15 protein-coding genes are annotated in these 16,936 nt (G+C 67.9%); 11 read left to right on the top strand and 4 right to left on the bottom strand.

Annotated features, from left to right (window positions below; genetic code table 11):
• Positions 1 to 39 precede the first annotated feature (39 nt).
• Genes ACOGI4_RS09745 through ACOGI4_RS09735 form a run of 3 tightly spaced genes read left to right on the top strand, consistent with a single transcriptional unit; the run spans position 40 to position 1,465 of the window.
• On the top strand, positions 40 to 537 hold the full coding sequence (locus tag ACOGI4_RS09745) for a cell division protein SepF (RefSeq protein ID WP_419841479.1): 498 nt from the start codon (positions 40 to 42) through the stop codon (positions 535 to 537).
• 31 nt (positions 538 to 568) lie between these two features.
• Positions 569 to 823 carry a YggT family protein gene (locus ACOGI4_RS09740; RefSeq protein ID WP_419841478.1) on the top strand — a complete coding sequence of 85 codons (255 nt, stop codon included), beginning with the start codon at positions 569 to 571 and terminating at the stop codon, positions 821 to 823.
• 57 nt (positions 824 to 880) lie between these two features.
• On the top strand, positions 881 to 1,465 hold the full coding sequence (locus ACOGI4_RS09735) for a hypothetical protein (RefSeq protein WP_419841477.1): 585 nt from the start codon (positions 881 to 883) through the stop codon (positions 1,463 to 1,465).
• Here the strand turns inward: ACOGI4_RS09735 and ileS are convergent.
• Positions 1,462 to 4,632, bottom strand: coding sequence for an isoleucine--tRNA ligase (ileS, locus tag ACOGI4_RS09730; RefSeq protein WP_419841476.1), 3,171 nt, complete (start codon positions 4,630 to 4,632; stop codon positions 1,462 to 1,464). The genes ACOGI4_RS09735 and ileS overlap by 4 nt on opposite strands.
• Before the next feature lie 200 nt (positions 4,633 to 4,832).
• Between ileS and ACOGI4_RS09725 the strand changes: the two genes are divergently transcribed.
• The 3 genes from ACOGI4_RS09725 to ACOGI4_RS09715 are packed head-to-tail and all read left to right on the top strand — an operon-like array spanning position 4,833 to position 7,145.
• Entirely contained in the window at positions 4,833 to 5,555 is a 723-nt protein-coding gene (locus ACOGI4_RS09725) for a TraR/DksA family transcriptional regulator (RefSeq protein WP_419841475.1), read from the top strand.
• Between the two features lie 46 nt (positions 5,556 to 5,601).
• A complete protein-coding gene (gene lspA, locus ACOGI4_RS09720; RefSeq protein WP_419841474.1) occupies positions 5,602 to 6,093 on the top strand; it encodes a signal peptidase II in 492 nt (163 codons plus the stop codon).
• The gene (locus ACOGI4_RS09715) at positions 6,090 to 7,145 is read left to right on the top strand and encodes an RluA family pseudouridine synthase (RefSeq protein WP_419841473.1); all 1,056 of its coding nucleotides are present in this window, start codon (positions 6,090 to 6,092) and stop codon (positions 7,143 to 7,145) included. Before lspA ends, ACOGI4_RS09715 begins: the two co-directional genes overlap by 4 nt.
• On the opposite strand, the gene ACOGI4_RS09710 is transcribed toward ACOGI4_RS09715, so the two are convergent.
• Positions 7,067 to 7,522 carry an RrF2 family transcriptional regulator gene (locus tag ACOGI4_RS09710; protein WP_419841472.1) on the bottom strand — a complete coding sequence of 152 codons (456 nt, stop codon included), beginning with the start codon at positions 7,520 to 7,522 and terminating at the stop codon, positions 7,067 to 7,069. The two genes, ACOGI4_RS09715 and ACOGI4_RS09710, sit on opposite strands and share 79 nt — an antisense overlap.
• Before the next feature lie 102 nt (positions 7,523 to 7,624).
• Between ACOGI4_RS09710 and ACOGI4_RS09705 the strand changes: the two genes are divergently transcribed.
• From ACOGI4_RS09705 to ACOGI4_RS09690, 4 genes are all read left to right on the top strand, one after another.
• On the top strand, positions 7,625 to 8,761 hold the full coding sequence (locus ACOGI4_RS09705; RefSeq protein ID WP_419841471.1) for an alkaline phosphatase family protein: 1,137 nt from the start codon (positions 7,625 to 7,627) through the stop codon (positions 8,759 to 8,761).
• Positions 8,762 to 8,833: 72 nt separating this feature from the next.
• Positions 8,834 to 9,340: a proteasome activator gene (locus ACOGI4_RS09700; protein WP_419841470.1), complete on the top strand. Its 507-nt coding sequence runs from the start codon at positions 8,834 to 8,836 to the stop codon at positions 9,338 to 9,340.
• Between the two features lie 84 nt (positions 9,341 to 9,424).
• Entirely contained in the window at positions 9,425 to 10,090 is a 666-nt protein-coding gene (locus ACOGI4_RS09695; protein ID WP_419841469.1) for a hypothetical protein, read from the top strand.
• Positions 10,091 to 10,135: 45 nt separating this feature from the next.
• Positions 10,136 to 10,825 (top strand): nitroreductase family protein, encoded by a 690-nt coding sequence (locus ACOGI4_RS09690; RefSeq protein ID WP_419841468.1) that lies wholly within the window; start codon positions 10,136 to 10,138, stop codon positions 10,823 to 10,825.
• Positions 10,826 to 10,898: 73 nt separating this feature from the next.
• Here the strand turns inward: ACOGI4_RS09690 and ACOGI4_RS09685 are convergent, their stop codons facing one another.
• Positions 10,899 to 12,713 carry a glutamine--tRNA ligase/YqeY domain fusion protein gene (locus ACOGI4_RS09685; protein WP_419841467.1) on the bottom strand — a complete coding sequence of 605 codons (1,815 nt, stop codon included), beginning with the start codon at positions 12,711 to 12,713 and terminating at the stop codon, positions 10,899 to 10,901.
• A 6-nt stretch (positions 12,714 to 12,719) separates the two neighbouring features.
• Positions 12,720 to 13,619: an SCO6745 family protein gene (locus ACOGI4_RS09680; RefSeq protein ID WP_419841466.1), complete on the bottom strand. Its 900-nt coding sequence runs from the start codon at positions 13,617 to 13,619 to the stop codon at positions 12,720 to 12,722.
• A gap of 526 nt (positions 13,620 to 14,145) precedes the next feature.
• Here ACOGI4_RS09680 and ACOGI4_RS09675 point away from each other — a divergent pair.
• A complete protein-coding gene (locus ACOGI4_RS09675; protein WP_419841465.1) occupies positions 14,146 to 16,308 on the top strand; it encodes a fibronectin type III domain-containing protein in 2,163 nt (720 codons plus the stop codon).
• The last annotated feature ends 628 nt before the right edge of the window (positions 16,309 to 16,936 follow it).

Below are 16,936 nucleotides of genomic sequence, written 5' to 3'. Positions count from 1 at the left end.
GCAGTCTGTCGGCATCGAAGTTCTGCATCGAGGTACTGCATGGCATCGTTCATGAAGCAGGCAATCAGCTATCTGGGCTTGGGTCCAGACGAGAGCTATGCACCGCCTGCTGAGCGCGCCGCGCTGAGCGAGGCACCTGCTGCAGACGAGCTGGCCGAAGAGTCCGGCCACAGCGGTGTCACGGTCGTGGAGCGGCCGATGGCGACCTCGACACGCCCCGGCGAAGCTGCACCGCCCTCGGCAGTGCGCCGAGTGGCGATGTCGTCGGCGCAGCCCTTCGTGATGATGCCCCGGATGTTCGACGATGCGCAGCAGATCGGAGATCGCTTCAAGCGCGACCAGCCCGTCATCTTGAACTTGCAGGGGCTCGACCGCGACACCGCCCGTCGACTGCTCGATTTCGCCAGCGGGCTGTGCTACGCCCGCGACGGCGAGATGCGCAAGGTCGCGAACGCCGTCTACATGGTCGTGCCCGCGAACGTCGTGGTGAGCCAGGACGAGCATCGCTCGATTCCCGCGCCCGACGTCGGTCGCTGAGACGATCTAGCGCAGAACGCCGAGGAGCGCAATGGGCTTGCTTTGCACGCTGATTTCGCTGTACGTCTTTGCGATCTTCGCGCGCGTGCTGTTCAGCTGGATCCCGCTGGCGCAAGAGAGCCCGGTCAACGTGGTTCGAACATGGCTGGTGAGGATCACCGAGCCGGTCATGGGACCGCTGCGGCGTGCGCTTCCTCCAGTGCGGCTCGGCCGCATAGCGCTCGACCTCTCGCCGATCGTGCTGATCATCGGACTGCAAGTGGCGCGCATGCCGCTGGGCTGTTGAGTTCGAGTTCTCCCGTCTGAGACGCTGCTACATCTTGCTACTGGTACATTGCGCCGCGTGGCGAGTTCGTCGACCCATCCTTCTGAAGCCCCTGAAGCCGAGAGCGGGGGCGTGCTTGAGACGATCGGCGCGCAGCTTGCGATGCTCTGCACACAGGTCGCCGATATCGACCAGCGCATGGCGAAGGTCGAAACGGACCGCGCTGCATCGGCGTCGCCGTCGCGACCGGTGCAGGTCCAGCTGTCGCCCGAGACTGTCGCGCAGATCGCCGACGCACTGGCTGGATTGCAGGCGGCAAGCAGCCAGGCAGTGGACGAGGCATTCAAGACGGCAAGCGATGATCTCACCGAGGCACTGTCGGATCTCGTGCGGGCTGAGATTTCGAGGACGTTGCGAGACGCCGGCTACACCGTCGAGGTCAGCCAGGCTGCCGAGGCCCGTGCCGCTGAGATCAGCGAAGTCGTCGAGCATCCTGAGCCTGCGGATGACGGTGCTGTCATCGCGTCGGCATCGACGGCCGACCTCGGCGGCGACGCTGCCGGCATCGACGGCACCGACGCAGACCGAGCGCCCCTGAGCCTCTCCGACCTCGACGACCCCTTCTTGGACGCGCTCGTCCGCAAGGCGCCGCTGACCGCCTAGAGCCCGCCTGCTGCGACCCGTGCGAGGCGGATCTCGGGTTCAGCGGTGCCAGGCAGCCACTCCAACCGCTGCGCCAGGACCGCAGCCCGCACCAGCGATTCGTGACGCCGCACTGCTGCTGCGTTCGGCGGGCTCCAACGAACCGTCACGGTGATGCGATCGGTCACCTCCAGCCCGGCATCCTTGCGCTTGCGCTGAATGCTGCGGATCAGATCCCGCGCCGCACCCTCGGCCTCCAGCTCGGGAGTGATCGTGGTGTCGAGCACCACCACGAGCTGCTGTTTGGCCAGCACAGCGGTGGTAGCGGGTTCGACGGGCTGCAGGCTCAGCTGAAACTCATCGGGCTGCAGCCGATGGCCGCCGGCGTCGGCGGTGCCGTCGGCTGCGATCCGCCACTCGCCCGAGCGAGCCGCTGCGAAGACCTGCTGAGCTGCGCCGCCGAGGCGGGGCCCGAGCAGCGAGCCTCGGGGGCGCAGCACGGGCGTGGCCCACGCGCCCAGGTCCTCGCTCACTACCACTTCGGCGACATTGATCTCCTCCGCCAGCAGGAACGTGTACGGCTCGAGCAGCGATGCGCCTGCGCCGGCGACCGTGACGCGTGGCAGCGGCAGGCGAACCCGCAGCTCGGCGTCCTCGCGTAGCCGCAACGCGGCTGAGGCAGCAGCCCGCACGGCATCCATGCGTTCGACCAAGTCCGGGTCGCGCGGCAGTGCCGCCGCGTCGGGCCAGTCGCTCAGATGCACACTGGCGCCGCCGGTCAGGCCGCCGTAGATCTCCTCGGTGATCATCGGCAGCAGCGGCGCCGCCATGGCCGCGAAGATCCGCAGCACCGTGAAGAGGGTGTCGAAGGCTGCGCGGTCGCCGGTCGAAGGCGCCTGGACCGGCGTCGCGCCCGCGCCAGACTCGCCCCAGAACCGTCCGCGGCTGCGGCGGATGTACCAGTTGTTCAGGGCGTCGATGAACGTCAGCAGCTCGGCTGCGGCACCGGGCAGGTCGTAGGCGTCGAAACTCGCGGTGACCGATTCCAGTGTGGCCCGTGTCTTGGCCAGCACGTAGCGATCGAGCACATCGGAGGAGTCGTAGCGAACCTTGGCCTCGTAACCGTCCGCGTTCGCGTAGAGCGTGAAGAACGCGTAGGAGTTCCAGATCGGAATGAGGACCTGCCGGAGAACCTCGTCGATGCCTTGGTCGGAAATGCGCGTGTCGCCGCCTCGCACGATGTTGGTGGACATCAGGTACCATCGCAGCGCATCGGCGCCCTTGTCGGCGAAGATGTCGGTGGGTTCCGTGTAGTTGCGCAGGCGCTTGGACAGCTTGGCGCCGTCAGCGGCGAGCAGCACCCCGTGGCAGATGACGTTGCGGAACGCCGGTTGGCCAAAGAGCGCTCCCGCAAGGACGTGGAGCGTGTAGAACCAGCCGCGGGTCTGGTTGATGTACTCCACGATGAAGTCGGCCGGGAAGTTCTGCTCGAACCACTCGGTGTTCTCGAACGGGTAGTGAACGGCTGCGAACGGCATCGAGCCCGACTCGAACCAGCAGTCCAGCACTTCGGGCACCCGTCGCATGGTCGAGCTGCCGCTGGGGTCGTCCGGATTCGGGCGGGTGAGTTCGTCGATGTACGGCCGATGCAGATCGGTCGGGCGCACCCCGAAGTCTGCTTCGAGCTCGTCGATGCTGCCGTAGACGTCGATGCGCGGATACTCGGGGTCGTCGCTCATCCAGATCGGGATGGGCGAGCCCCAGAAACGATTGCGGCTGATCGACCAGTCACGGGCACCGGCCAGCCACTGGCCGAATCGGCCGTCTCGCACATGATCGGGGACCCAGTTGATCTGCTGGTTGGTCGCTGCCAAGCGCTCTGAGATCTGCGACACCTCGACGTACCACGAGTTGATGGCCTTGTAGATGATGGGTGTATCGGTTCTCCAGCAATGCGGGTAGTTGTGCTCGTAGGTGTCGTGGCGCAGCACCCTGCCGCGGTGCTTCAGATGGGCGATGATCTGCGGGTTTGCCTCGAAGACGTTGAGCGTCGCCCACGACGCCACGGCATCGGTGAAGCAGCCTTTGTCGTCCACCGGCACGGCATCGCCGATCTCGATGCCGTTGGCTTCGCACAGCAGCTGGTCCTCCTCGCCGAAGCCAGGGGCAAGGTGAACCACGCCGGTGCCTTCGGACGTGTCGACGAAGTCGCCGACGAGCACTCGGAACGCCTCCGTTCGGTGGCTGAAGCAGTCGAAGAGCGGCGAGTAGCGGCGACCTGCCAGCTCAGCGCCGGTCAGCGTGCCGACGACAGTGCAGGGCTCGAGGTCCGCGGCGTAGCGCTCGAGACAGTCCGAGGCGAGGACGTAGCGAGCGCCGCCGAGCGCTTCGGCCTGCACCACCGAGTACGAAGTGTCGGCGCCGACGGCGACGGCAAGGTTGGACGGCAGTGTCCACGGCGTCGTCGTCCAGGCGAGCAGTCGCAGCGGCTCGCCCGTGCGTGCAGTGGCATCAGTGTCGGCCAGCTCGAACCAGACGGTGACAGCCGGATCCTGTCGAGGCCGGGTGGCGTCGTCGAGCCGAATCTCGAAGTTGGACAGCGGAGTCTCCGCGCCCCACGAGTAGGGCATGACCCGGAACGCCCGGTAGATGAGGCCTTGGTCCCAGAGCTGCTTGAACGCCCACATGACCGATTCCATGTACGGCAGATCCATGGTCTTGTAGTCGTCGTCGAAGTCCACCCAGCGCGCCTGGCGGGTGACGGTGCTGCGCCACTCAGCGGTATAGCGCAGCACGGAGGCGCGACAGTGCGCGTTGAAGCGCTCGATGCCGAACTCGGTGATTGCGGCCCGCCCGCTGACACCGAGCTCACGCTCGGATTCCATTTCTGCGGGCAGGCCGTGACAGTCCCATCCGAAGCGTCGATTGACGCGGCGTCCACGCATCGTCTGGTAGCGGGGAATCACGTCCTTGACGTATCCGGTCAGCAAATGCCCATGATGCGGCAGACCGTTCGCAAACGGCGGACCGTCGTAGAAGACGAACTCGTCGTCGGCCGGCCGATTGGCGATCGACGCCTTGAAGGTGTCCTCGTCGCGCCAACGTTCGAGGATGCGCTCCTCGATCTCAGGAAAGTCGGCCGGCGCGGGCACGCGCGGGTACACCGTGTCGGACGGCTCTCGCTTCACCAGCGCCTCCCGCGGACTCGGTCGCAGCCTCCTGCCGAGGATGCGGACGAGTTCACTCGCCTGCGCACGAAGCAGCGAGGGTACCCATCACCGTGGGCCCAGCCTCGATCCAGCCTCGATTCGGCCCGACATCGAATCGGCGGGGGCGGAGTTCGGGCTTCGAGTCGTACACTGTGGCGCTGCTTCTGTAGGGAGGGGCTATGGCTGCTGCCAAGAAGGCCGCTGCGAAGAAGGCGCCCGCCCGCAAAGGTGCCGCGAAGAAGGCCGCCGCCAAGAAGTCTGTGGCCAAGAAAGCCGCTGCCAGGAAGGCGCCTGCTCGCAAGGCTGGTGCTGCGAAGAAGGCGGCTGCCAAGAAGTCTGTGGTCAAGAAAGCCGCTGCCAGGAAGGCGCCTGCTCGCAAGGCTGGTGCTGCGAAGAAGGCGGCTGCCAAGAAGTCTGTGGTCAAGAAGGTCGCTGCCAGGAAGGTGCCTGCTCGCAAGGCTGGTGCTGCGAAGAAGGCGGCAGCGAAGAAGGCTGCGACGCGCCGCAAGACGGCCGCAGCGCGCTTCGGCGAGGAGTTTCTGGAACAGCAGCGTCAAGCGCTGCTGGCTGAGCGCCGTCGCTATACCGCACACGCCGAACGATACGAAGCAGAAGCAGAACAGCTGGTCAGCGAGCGCGAGCCAGGCGACGTGCAGTTCGACGAGGAGTCGGGCGAAGGGGACTCCATCGCGGTCGAGCGTGACCGAGCACTGCAGATCTCCGCTCGCGAACGTGAGGAAATCGCGGAGATCGACGCTGCGTTGGCGCGCATCGACGACGGCACGTACGGCGTTTGCGTCGTCTCGGGCAAGCCGATCCCCAAGGCGCGTCTGCAGGCGATTCCGCACGCTTCGATGCGGGTGGAGGTGAAGAGCAGCGGTCCGGCGTGGCGGCGATCTTGAGCGGTTGCCGTTGCCGACGATACGCCGAGTTCCGACGCGATGGCAGGTGACGAGCAAGCGCAGCCTCACCATCGCCATCGTTGCGGGCGTGGTGCTCGGCCTCGATCAGGCCACCAAGGCGTGGGCGCTGGCAGTGCTCGACGACCGCATCATCGACGTGATCTGGACGCTGCGCTTGCGCCTCGTGTACAACACTGGCATCGCCTTCTCGGCGGGGCGGGGCCTCGGTCCGATACTGGCACTGGTCGCAGTCGTGATCGTCGGATTCCTGTGGTCGTCTCGCCGGCGGTTCGGAGGCCCATATGCCCAGATCGGCCTCGGCTGCGTCATCGGAGGCGCGCTGGGAAATCTCGCCGACCGGCTGGTGCGCAACGCAGCCTGGGGGCGTGGCGCCGTGGTGGATTTCATCGATCTGGGATGGTGGCCGGTCTTCAACGTGGCTGATGCTGCCATCAGCGTCGGGCTGGTCTTCGTGCTGGTCCACCTGTACCGGAGCGAGCGGCGCAGCGACGGCGGCTCGCGCTTGGCGGCTGAGTGAACGAACGATCTGAGCGCGTGACGGTGCCGGAGGCGTTGTCAGGCGAACGCGTCGACCGGGCAATGTCGCTGCTGACCGGGCGTTCCCGATCCGAAACGGCGGACATGGTCGCGCAGGGCCGTGTGCTGATCGATGGGGAACAGGTCACCACGAGGTCCGTTCGACTGTCGGCGGGTTCGACTGTCGAGGTGACACCGCAGCGGTCGGCCACGTCGGCCGCTGAGCGGCGACATGAGGCCGTCCCGTTCGAGGTGCTGCACGCTGATGCCGATGTCGTCGTGGTCAACAAGCCGGCCGGTGTGGTCACGCACCCGGGCAGCGGGCACGCCAGCGGCACGCTCGCAGACGCTCTGGTCGAGCGTTTCCCCGACATGGCCGACGCAGGCCAGCCCGGCCGACCCGGCATCGTGCACCGCCTCGACCGCGGGACCAGCGGTGCGCTGGTGTGCGCCCGCAACCGTGCAGCCTATGACGCGCTCGTCGAACAGCTGTCGCAGCGCTTGGTCGTGCGGATCTACGCAGCACTCGCAAGCGGACGACCTCCTGCGGAGACGGGCACGATCGATGCGCCGATCGGCCGAGATCAGACGCATCGCATGCGCATGGCGGTGACGTCCGACGGACGCTGGGCGCGCACGCACTACCGCGTCGCGGAGATGTTCACGCATCCGGTGGAAGCGTCGTTGCTGCGTTGCCGGCTCGAAACCGGACGGACTCATCAGATCAGGGTGCATCTGGCGGCCGTCGGACTGCCGTTGCTGGGCGATCTGGCCTACGGTGTGCCGGATCCGGTCGGCATCGGGCGACCGCTCCTGCACGCATGCCGGCTGTCGTTTCGCCACCCGACATCGGGTGCGGACGTGGACATCGAGGCGCCGATGCCCGCCGACTTCGATCGTGCCTTGACGGCGTTCGGCTCAACCGTGTCGGCCGCAGTTCTGTCGGCCGAATTTCCCCCAGCCATCGACACCTCTCAGCGAGGCTGCTCGGCATCGCACTTTGGCCACGGGGCACGTCCCCGGGAGACCTCCGCCACCGCTGCGAGACTGTAGGAATCGAGCTGTGCACGCATGCTCTGGCCGACGGAGTCCCAGATTGCCAGCAGCACACACTGCCCCTCATGGTCGCAGGCGCCGTCTTGATGGGGCTGGCCGAAGTCGCCGAGGGAAATCGGACCGTCGACCGCTCGAACGATCATCCCGATCGTGACTTCGGCTGGATCGCGTGCCATCACGTAGCCCCCGCCGACACCGCGCTTGGAACGCACCAGTCCGGCGCCTTTGAGCGCGAGGAGGATCTGTTCGAGGTACGGCTGCGGCAGACCGGTGCGCTCAGCGATGTCCCTGACCGAAATCGGTCGCCCGTTGTCGTTCAGGACGAGCGACAGCAGCGCGCGGCTCGCGTAATCTCCCCGCGTCGAGACCGCCACGCCGGCAGCGTAGCCCCGGCGTCTCGCGCGCCCCAGCGCCGGACACGCAGCGCCAGAGTCTCAGAGCCAGACGCGCACGCTGCCGCGCATAGTGTCGCCTGCGTGGGAGATGGCGTCTTCGGGCCAGGCACCGACGCCGAGCCGCCGGCACTCCAGCGAACCTTGCCCGCCTACGACGACGGCTGCCTGACTGCGGTGGTGCCGGCGCTGCTGGCCGGCGTGCAGACGGACATACTCAGCGAGGCCGTCGCGCGAGCACGCACCGTGGTGCTGTTCGTGGTCGACGGCTTGGGGTGGCACCAACTGCGTCGCCATCGCCGGCTGGCGCCCACGCTCGCTGCGGCGAGCGACGCGTCGCCGCCGATCACCACCGTGGCGCCCAGCACCACAGCCTCCGCGCTGACATCGCTGACTACGGGGGCAACCCCGGGCGAGCACGGCCTGGTGGGGTACCGCGTGGCCACGCCCTATGGCCTGCTCAACGCGCTGCGCTGGCGCGCCGGCGGCCGGGACATGCGAGTTGTGCTGCCGCCCGCGCAGATGCAGCCCGTCGAGCCCTTCTGCGGCCGGCGTGCAGCGGTGGTGACCCGCTCGGCGTTCCGCTGCAGCGGCTTCAGCGCCGCCCACCTGCGGGGCGCCGCATTCTCGGGCTGGGACGATGCGTGCGGTCTCGTCGCCGCGGTGCGCCGCGCCGTCGACGAGCACGCCCCGTTCGTCTACGCCTACTACGACACGCTCGACAAGGCGGCGCACGAGTTCGGCTTGGGCGAGCGCTACCGAGCGGCACTGGCCGAGGCCGAGCACATTGCTGTCGCGCTGCGCAGCACCCTGCCGGCGCAGATCCCGCTTCTGGTCACCGCCGACCACGGCGTCGTGGAGGTGCTCGAGCCGCCGACGGTCATCGACGACGACATCGTGGCGCTGGCTCAGGGTTGGTCCGGCGAGGCCCGATTGCTCTGGCTGCACGCGCACGCCGGTGCCGAATCCGAGCTGATGGCGAGCTGCGAGCGCTATCGCGGCTTGGCTGACGTCGCTTCGTTGGAACGCGTGCTGGACGAGAGATGGCTGGGCCGTTACGTCACCGAGGCAGCCAGAGCGCGGCTCGGCCATGTCGCGTTGGTGCCCCGCGGCTTGGCTGCATTCACGATGCCGAACCAGCCTCAGCCCAGCCACCCGCTCATCGGCCGCCACGGCGGATTGACTGCCGAGGAAATGCTGGTGCCGCTCGCGCAGCTGTGACGAGCGCGGTCGTGAGGCCGACTGCCACTGCGGCTCGGTGGGCAGGAATGCTCGCCAGATAGCATCCTGCGGGTGGTCGACCGTGCAGTGCGCGACGCAGCGCAGAGTCCCCAGCAGGGTGAGTTGCTGGAGGGCGGACCGCTGAGCGACGACAGTGTGGAGGACGAGGCCGTCGTTCCGGAACCGGCCAAGCTCATGCGCATCGGCGGCATGATTCGCAAGCTGCTCGAAGAAGTCCGCCACGCCGAACTCGACGAAGCAGGTCGCGATCGGATGCGCGATGTCTATCACCTGTCGGTCGACGAGTTGGCTACGGCGCTGTCCGAGCCGCTTGCGGACGAGCTGCATCGGCTTGCGCTGCCCTTCGACGAGGACGTCCCGTCGGGTCCAGAGCTCCGCATTGCTCAGGCCCAGCTGGTGGGCTGGCTCGAAGGTCTCTTCCACGGCATCCAGGCGGCAGTGTCCGCGCAGCAGATGATGGCAGAACGTCAGCTGCGCACGATGCGAGGAGATGCGCTCGAGGCTGGAGAGCAGCCCAACCGAGCTCCGGCCGCAAAGCGCGGCGGCGTCTACCTGTGATCCGCCACTGACAGCCACCGAAGGACAAAGACAGGTCGTGCCCGGCGGGGCCGACCAGCGAGCACAGCGGGGAGCGAGAATCACATGGCGCTCGAAGTTGAGACAAAGGACTGCACGGCCCTCAGCGACGCTGAGATCTCCGAGATGGCCGAGCTGGTCACCGGCGAGAATGTTCACTTCGATGTCGGCCATCTCTCCAAGCAACGTGACGCGTGGGTGCTCGTCACCCATGTCCGCGACGGCGCCAAGTTGGCGGCGTACGGATTCTTCACGCTCGAGCGGGTCGGCGGAGACCCGAGCGTGCTGATGGGGGCCGGCGCCACCCGCCGTTCGGCCCGCCGCGACAGCGCGCTGCGGGCCATGATGACCGACCAGCTGCGGCGTGCAGTGCTGGCGTTCCCCGACGAGGACGTGCTGGTGGCGTGCCAGATGGCCGACGCAGCGGCCTTCACGGCGTTCAGGCAGCTCGACCGGGTGGTGCCTCGCCCCGGTTACGAGCCGAACGGCGAAGACCGCGCGTGGGGTCGGCGGCTGGCCAAGCGCTTCGACGTGCAAGGCGAGTACAAGGCGCGCGAGTTCAAGATCTGCGGGGACGGCGGACCGTCATTCGTGCTGAATCACACGGCGCCGAAGCCCGAGAAGCTCGAACCCGCAGTGATCGGGCTGTTCGACGGGTTCGACACCGCCGCAGGCGATGCACTGATCGCGTTCGGCTGGGCGAGTCGGGAAGATCTCGCGAAGCTGCTGTAGCGCTCGCTGCTCATGGACGCTTGGGCCTGCTGAGCGCGTGAGTCCGTGACTGCTCGTTTCCGCGAGCTGGCCCGCCGCCGCCGGATGACGCGGCATTTCCTGCCGGACCCCATCGACGACGCGCTGCTGCGTGGTCTGCTCGACACGGCACGCCGGGTCCCGTCGGCCGGCAACGCGCAGGGATTCGACTTCGTGGTGCTGCGCGGCGCGCAGGAGACGGCGCGCTACTGGGAGGTGACGCTGCCGCCGGAGCGCCGCGGCGCGTTCCGCTGGGCGTCGCTGTGGAGCTGCCCGGTCCTGGTCACGGTCTGGGCGGACCCGCAGGCGTACCTCGAGCGTTACGCCGAGCCGGACAAGGCCCGCTCCGGGCTCGGTGCCGGCGTCGGGGCCTGGCCGACGCCGTACTGGACAGTGGATGCTGCGTTTGCAGCGCTGGCGCTGCAGTACGCCGCCATCGACGAGGGCCTCGGCGTGCTGTTCTTCGGGATGTTCGGCCACGCCGACGCAGTCGCAGCGGCGCTCGGCGTCCCGTCGGCGCATGAGCCCATCGGCGCGTTGGCGCTGGGCTGGCCCGATCTGGACGCCGAAGCCGCCGATGACCCTGCGGCGAGCCGCGATCGTGCGCGACGCTCCCTGTGCGGCGGCCCCGCAGATGATGCGACAGATGATGCAGTGCCGACAACGAGCGCGGCGCGTCGTCGAGTGGTGCATTGGGGACGTTGGATGGGCGCCTGAAGCTGGCTCGGCGACGTCGCTGTCGGCTAGCGCAGTCGTCGACGGCGACGCTGCCGGCCACTGGAGCTGCCGGTTACTGCGTCGGGGCGTTCGCTTTCGGCTGTGTGCCCGCAGCAGCACGATCATCTGCCTGCATCCGCTTGGCGATGTTGGCCCACTCGTCTCGCAGGCCAACCGTGCGATGAAACACCAGAGGGCCGGAACGGTCGCGCCCGGCCTCCTCGGCACAGAAGTAGCCGAGCCGTTCGAACTGCACCACCTGCCCGGGCCCGATGTCGGCGATCGCGGGCTCCGCCACACCATGGAGCAGCTGCTGTGAGCTGGGATGCAGGTCGTCGAGCGGATCGCCGGTGCGTTCCCCCGGCAGTTTGGCATCGAACAAGCGTTCGTACAGCGCTGCGCCGATAGGCACGGCGTGGGCTTCGCTCACCCAGTGGATGGTGGCCTTGACCTTGCGTCCGTCCGGCGCTCGGCCGTCGGCCGTGTGCGGGTCGTAGGTGCACCGCACCTCGGTGATGGACCCGTCGGCATCGGTGAGGACATCCGTGCAGCGAACGAAGTAGCCCGCACGCAGCCGCACCTCGCGTCCGGGTGCCAGCCGGAAGTACTTGGGCGGCGGTTCGAGCCGGACGTCGTCCTGCTCGATCCACAGTGACCCGCTGAAGGGCACCATCCGGGTGCCGGCCGAGGGGTCCTCCGGATTGTTGACGGCTTCCCGGTACTCGACGACGGGAATCCCTGCATCGTCGGCGGGCCAGTTGGTGATCACCACCCTGATAGGGCGTAGCACGGCCATGCGGCGCGGTGCCACAGCATTCAGCTCGGTCCGCACGAAGGACTCCAGCAGTTCTGGAGCGTGCCGGCTGTTGGTCCGCGCCACGCCGATGAACGCACAGAAGTCACGAATGGCAGCGGGCGGATAGCCGCGTCGACGCAGCGCCCGCAGCGTGGGCAGCCGAGGATCGTCCCAGCCGTCCACATGGCCCGCGTCGACCAGTCGTTTCAGCACCCGCTTGGAGGTCACCGTGTGCGACAGCTCCAGTCGGGCGAACTCCGTCTGGTAGGGCCGATCTCCGGCGCAGCCGGGTTCGCCCTGGGGCAGGTGTTCGACGAACCAGTCGTACAGGGCGCGATTGTCGCGGAACTCCAACGTACACAGCGAATGGGTGACACCCTCGATGGCGTCGCTGGGGCCGTGCGCCCAGTCGTAGGTGGGATAGATGCACCAGCGGTCGCCGTGGCGGTAGTGGTGCGCGAGCCGGATGCGGTACATCACGGGATCGCGCATCTGCATGTTCGGGTGCGCCATGTCGATTCGGGCCCGCAGCACGCGGCTGCCTTCGGGATGATCGCCTGCTGCCATCTCTCGGAACAGACGCAGGTTCTCCTCGACCGTGCGGTCGCGGTGGGGGCTGTCGGTTCCCGCCCGACCGAATCCGCCGCGGCCGGCCGAGATGGCATCGGCGTGCTGGTCGTCGACGTAAGCCAACCCGCGTTCGATGAAGTGCTCGGCCCAGGCGTACAGCTGCCCGAAGTAGTCCGAGGCGAAGCGAATCTCGTCTGGTTCGAAGCCCAGCCACCGTACGTCTTCGACCATGGCGTCGACGTACTCGGGGGACTCTGTCGCGGGGTTGGTGTCGTCGAAGCGCAACAGGCAGCGCCCGCCGAACTCGACTGCGATCGCAAAGTCCAGACAGATGGCCTTGGCGTGCCCGATGTGGAGGAATCCGTTCGGCTCTGGGGGAAAGCGCGTCTGGACGCGGCCGGCGAACCGTTTCGAAGCGAGGTCCTCGACGATGAGCTCTCGGATGAAGTCGCGCGCAGCGTCATCCGGTGCCGGTGATGCCGACGAAATCGCTGACGTCGTTGCCGAGGATGGTGACGGCACGGCGGCTCACGCGTCGACGACGACGTGGGGCGGCGGCCAGACGCCTGCAACGGTGCCGTTGGCGACCAAGTAGGACACGATGCGCTCGAGACGGTCGAGGAGGGCCTCGAACTCGTCGCCCGCCAAGGCGTCGGCGGCTGGCGAGGACAGCTCGTCCGTGTGGCGTTCTATCGCTCGGCGTGCGGCCGTGCCTTCGGCTGTCTGGCCGCCGTCTGCGCTGACCCAGCCCCGGTCGATGAGGCGCAGGCACGCAGATTCCCACTCCTCGGCGGTCCAGCCGCGGATCTTCTGGATAGTCGCGCCGTTGCCGTGACCACCGGTGGACATCATCACGTGGCACTCGACGGGGTCGAGATCGCCGGCGGCGAGAGCGATGTTGTGGCAGTCGAACCGGAATTCGCGCAGCAGGGTGCATCCGTGCCACAAGTCCATGCTGTCGTCGCTGCCGGCATCGCGGCTCGGCCACGGTGCCGCGGCCCACGCCCCGTAGAGCGGCCGGGCCGCAGCGGGCAAGCCGCTTGCGAAGCTGCGAAGCGCCGATGCCGCCGCGCCGATGTCGTCAGGGTCGGGGTAGTCGCCCAGTGCGCGCTGCATAGACGCAGCGGTCAGCTCCGTCTGGCGGGCTCGCACGGCATCGGGCGACATGATGTCCCAGCAGCCAGGCACGGCCCGCGCCACCATGCGCGGGGCGAAGTTGTAGAACACGGCGGTGACCACCGCAGCGCTGACCGCACCCATCGGCGCTGAGCGATATGCGAAATAGGCGTGCCACCAGCCCTTGAACCCGTCGTCGTTGAATCCGTAGATCTCCGGCGAGTAGTACGCGACGGTGTGGATCGGCTCGACCGAGCGCCCGAGGCGCCGGATCGGGCTGCGACGGTCTTCGGTGCGTGGTATCTCGCCCATCGATGGCTCCTCGAGGTGCCGCCATCGTACGGCCCAGCGCTGCTCGTTGGGGCGGTGCCCGGTTCAAGCGGTGGATGCTCCGATTGCGTCTGGGGTTGAGTCCGGGCGGGGTGGGGGCAGGGGCCTCCGTGCTCGAACAGTTGCGACGCATGTGTTGCACGTCGGGGGGTGGGTGGCGTCGCAAAACTGCGCGCGGAGGCCCCTGCCCCCACCCCGCCCTCTCGCCCTGTGTCCGGCGGCCCGCAACCTCCGCAACCCCCGCACCCGCCGAAGCGCGGGTGTGAGTAGCCTGCGAGTTCTGCGTTGAAGGTGCCGACGTTGCGACGCTTGGGACTGGAGGGTGTCCTGATGATTGATGCGGGTCGTCTGCGACGTTTGGTGAGCCGACTTCGCGGGGGGGGGTCGGTGCGTAGTTGAGCGGCCGCGTGTCGCTGGTGGTGGTGTGTTGTGGGGTCTGGTTGGAGTAGTCGTTGTTGCGGCGTCGGTGGTGGTGTTGGTGCCGGTGGGTGTGGCTGGTCAGGGTTCGGTGCCTGCGAAGCCGGAGAATTTTGTGCTTGCGCGGGCTGTGGGCGGGGTGCGGGCGCACTGGGTGAACCCGGACGATGCGTCGATCACGAAGTATCAGTACGTGGTGGGCACCGCTTTTGGGTCCGGGGCGCTTGCGGCGGTGCGGGATTCGACGGTGTGGGTGGACGTGGAAGGTTCGGGTGCGTCGACGACGTCGCTCGTGGCGCCGGCGACGGGGTGGAGCTATGTGAAGGTTCGGGCGGTGAACGCGAACGGGCCGGGTGCGCAGTCGGACGTCGTGGCCGAGACGCCGGGCACGTCGAGCGATGTGATCGCAGCGTCGTTGGCGCCTGCGCAGGTGCGGGAGGGCAGCTCGGGCCGCACGGATGTGACGTTGTCGGTGACGTTGCCTGCTGCGGCGCCGGTGGGCGGCCGGACGGTGACGGTGTCCGCGTTGCCGCAGAACTTGGCGTTGGCCAGCACGTTGACGTGGAACTCGAATTACACGCCGGCGACGTCGTGCTCGGCGCCGAATCCGGCGAACGCTGACATCTGTTGGCCGAACGGGAACACGCTCACGGTGGATGCGGGCGAGACGACGGGTTCGTTGGTGTTCAGTGTGCTGGGGGACACGACCCAGGAGAACAAGCGCGAAGTGGCATACCTGTTTCCGCAGTACGGCAGCAGTGTCGCACGAGTGGGGGGATCGGTGATATTGGAGGTCCTCGACGACGACGGCACGAATGCGCCGGCCACGACCACTACGACAACAACGACGACTACCACTACGACTACGACCACCACCACTACCGCGACGACTACGACCACGACCACATCGACGACTACGACCACTACGACGACGGTGCCGGTGCCGGGGAAGCCGTCGGGTGTGGGGTTGCAGCGGGTTGGGACGTCTAATCGGTTGAGGGTGACGTGGAGTGATCCGGGTGATGCGTCGATTACGGGTTGGCAGTATCAGTGGCGGCCTCCGGGCGGGTCTGACAGTGGTTGGTATTCGATTGGGGGTTCGGGGGCGTCGACGACGTCGCACACGATTAGGCGGTCGGGGGGTTTGGCTGCGGGTGTGTGGCGGATGCAGGTGCGGGCGGTGAACGCGACCGGCACGGGGCCTGCGTCGGACTGGGCGTCGTTCACCGTCGGCACTGCCACAACGACCACTACGACGACGACTTCCACTACTACGACCACCACGACCACCACGACGACGGCGCCGACGACTACGACTACGACAACCACCACCACGACTACGACAACCACTACGACGACGGCGCCGACGACTACGACGACTGCTGCGACGACCACTACGACATCGCCGACTACGACGACTGCCGCGCCGACCAGCACGACGGCGGCGCCGCGGTCTTCGTCGGGAGGAGGCTCCGGCGGCGGCGGCGGCTCTGGCGGCTCCGGCGGTTCGGTTGGTTCTGGTGGTGTGGTGGTGTCTGGGAGGCCGTGGCAGCCGTCAGGGGTGCGGGTCGTGTCGGGCGGCGGTGTGCTGTTGGTGTCGTGGTCGGTGCCGGGCGGCGGTGCTTGTGAGGCGTCGGGGTTTCTGGTGCGTGTCCGTGAACGGTCTCGTGGCGGCGGGTCGGGTGTGGGGCGTGTGGTGGCGGAGTCGCTGGTGCTGTCGGGCACCACGAGCTGGCTGGTGACCGGCCTCGATCCGGGAGTGAGCTACATCGCGGAGGTGCTGGCGTACAGTGCTGTGTGCTGGAGCTTCTCGCCGCCGGTGACGCGCACGTTCACGGTCACTGCCGAAGGCAGACGGCCTGCTGCGCCGAGGCGTCCGTTGATGAGCCCGATGCCGGTGCAGGAACTGAAAGTCGACACCGGCAAGCCGGGTCGGGTGACGGTCACCTGGACGAAGCCCGCTGCCGCGCCGGATGTGCAGCGTGATGTGCGTTGCGCGTACACCCGTGCGGGTGTGCCGCATTGGGTGAAGACCGTTCGTTATGCCTATGAGGTGCGCAATGTGACCACCGGTGAACGCGTCGGGGCGGGCACCTTCGAGTCCGCTGGCCCGACGCTGGCTCGCACCGTGAGTCTCACCGGCCACGCGGCAGGCGCCGGCTATCGGCTGCGGGCAAGCGTTGTCGCCTATTCGGAGACCTGCAATCGCTGGTCCGCGATACGCCGCGTCTTCTGGTGGACCAAAGCCCCATAGCCCGCCGTCGCGCTGCGCTGGCCGAGCGTGCCGCGCGGCAGCGGCATCCCAATACTCGACAGGTCGCCGCCACCACCGCGAGCCTCCGACGAGCGAGCGGCGAATGATCTCACCGGCGAGGGCGGAGTGTGGGCAGGGGCCTCCGCGCGCAGTTCTGCGACGCCACGCACCCCGCGCGTTCAACAGGTGCGTCGCAGCTGTTTGAGCACGGAGGCCCCTGCCCGCACTCCGCCCGGACAAGACACTGCCGGCAGCCGGGCCGTCACGCACCCCGCGCGTTCAGCAGGTGCGTCGCAGCTGTTTGAGCACGGAGGCCCCTGCCCGCACTCCGCCCGGACAAGACACTGCCGGCAGCCGGGCCGTCACGCACCCCGCGCGTTCAGCAGATGCGTCGCAGCTGTTCGGGCACGGAGGCCCCTGCCCACACTCCGCCCGGACGAGACACAGCCGACAGCCGCGCTCGCAGCTGTGCCGTCACGCACCCCGCGCGTTCAGCAGGTGCGTCGCAGCTGTTCGGGCACGGAGGCCCCTGCCCGCACTCCGCCCGGACGAGACACAGCCGACAGCCGCGCTCGCAGCTGTGCCGTCACGCACCCCGCGCGTTCAGCAGGTGCGTCGCAGCTGTTTG

The sequence above is a fragment of the Candidatus Poriferisodalis sp. genome (assembly GCF_965205175.1).
In the GTDB taxonomy this organism is placed as follows: domain Bacteria; phylum Actinomycetota; class Acidimicrobiia; order Acidimicrobiales; family Poriferisodalaceae; genus Poriferisodalis.
This window is presented reverse-complemented; position numbering and strand designations above follow the sequence as displayed.

Excerpts from the sequence above, each read along its gene's own strand:
- ACOGI4_RS09745 (WP_419841479.1), top strand. The coding sequence starts at position 40 with ATGGCATCGTTCATGAAGCAGGCAATCAGCTATCTGGGCTTGGGTCCA.
- ACOGI4_RS09740 (WP_419841478.1), top strand. The coding sequence starts at position 569 with ATGGGCTTGCTTTGCACGCTGATTTCGCTGTACGTCTTTGCGATCTTC.
- ACOGI4_RS09725 (WP_419841475.1), top strand. The coding sequence starts at position 4,833 with ATGGCTGCTGCCAAGAAGGCCGCTGCGAAGAAGGCGCCCGCCCGCAAA.
- ACOGI4_RS09695 (WP_419841469.1), top strand. The coding sequence starts at position 9,425 with ATGGCGCTCGAAGTTGAGACAAAGGACTGCACGGCCCTCAGCGACGCT.
- ACOGI4_RS09680 (WP_419841466.1), bottom strand. The coding sequence starts at position 13,619 with ATGGGCGAGATACCACGCACCGAAGACCGTCGCAGCCCGATCCGGCGC.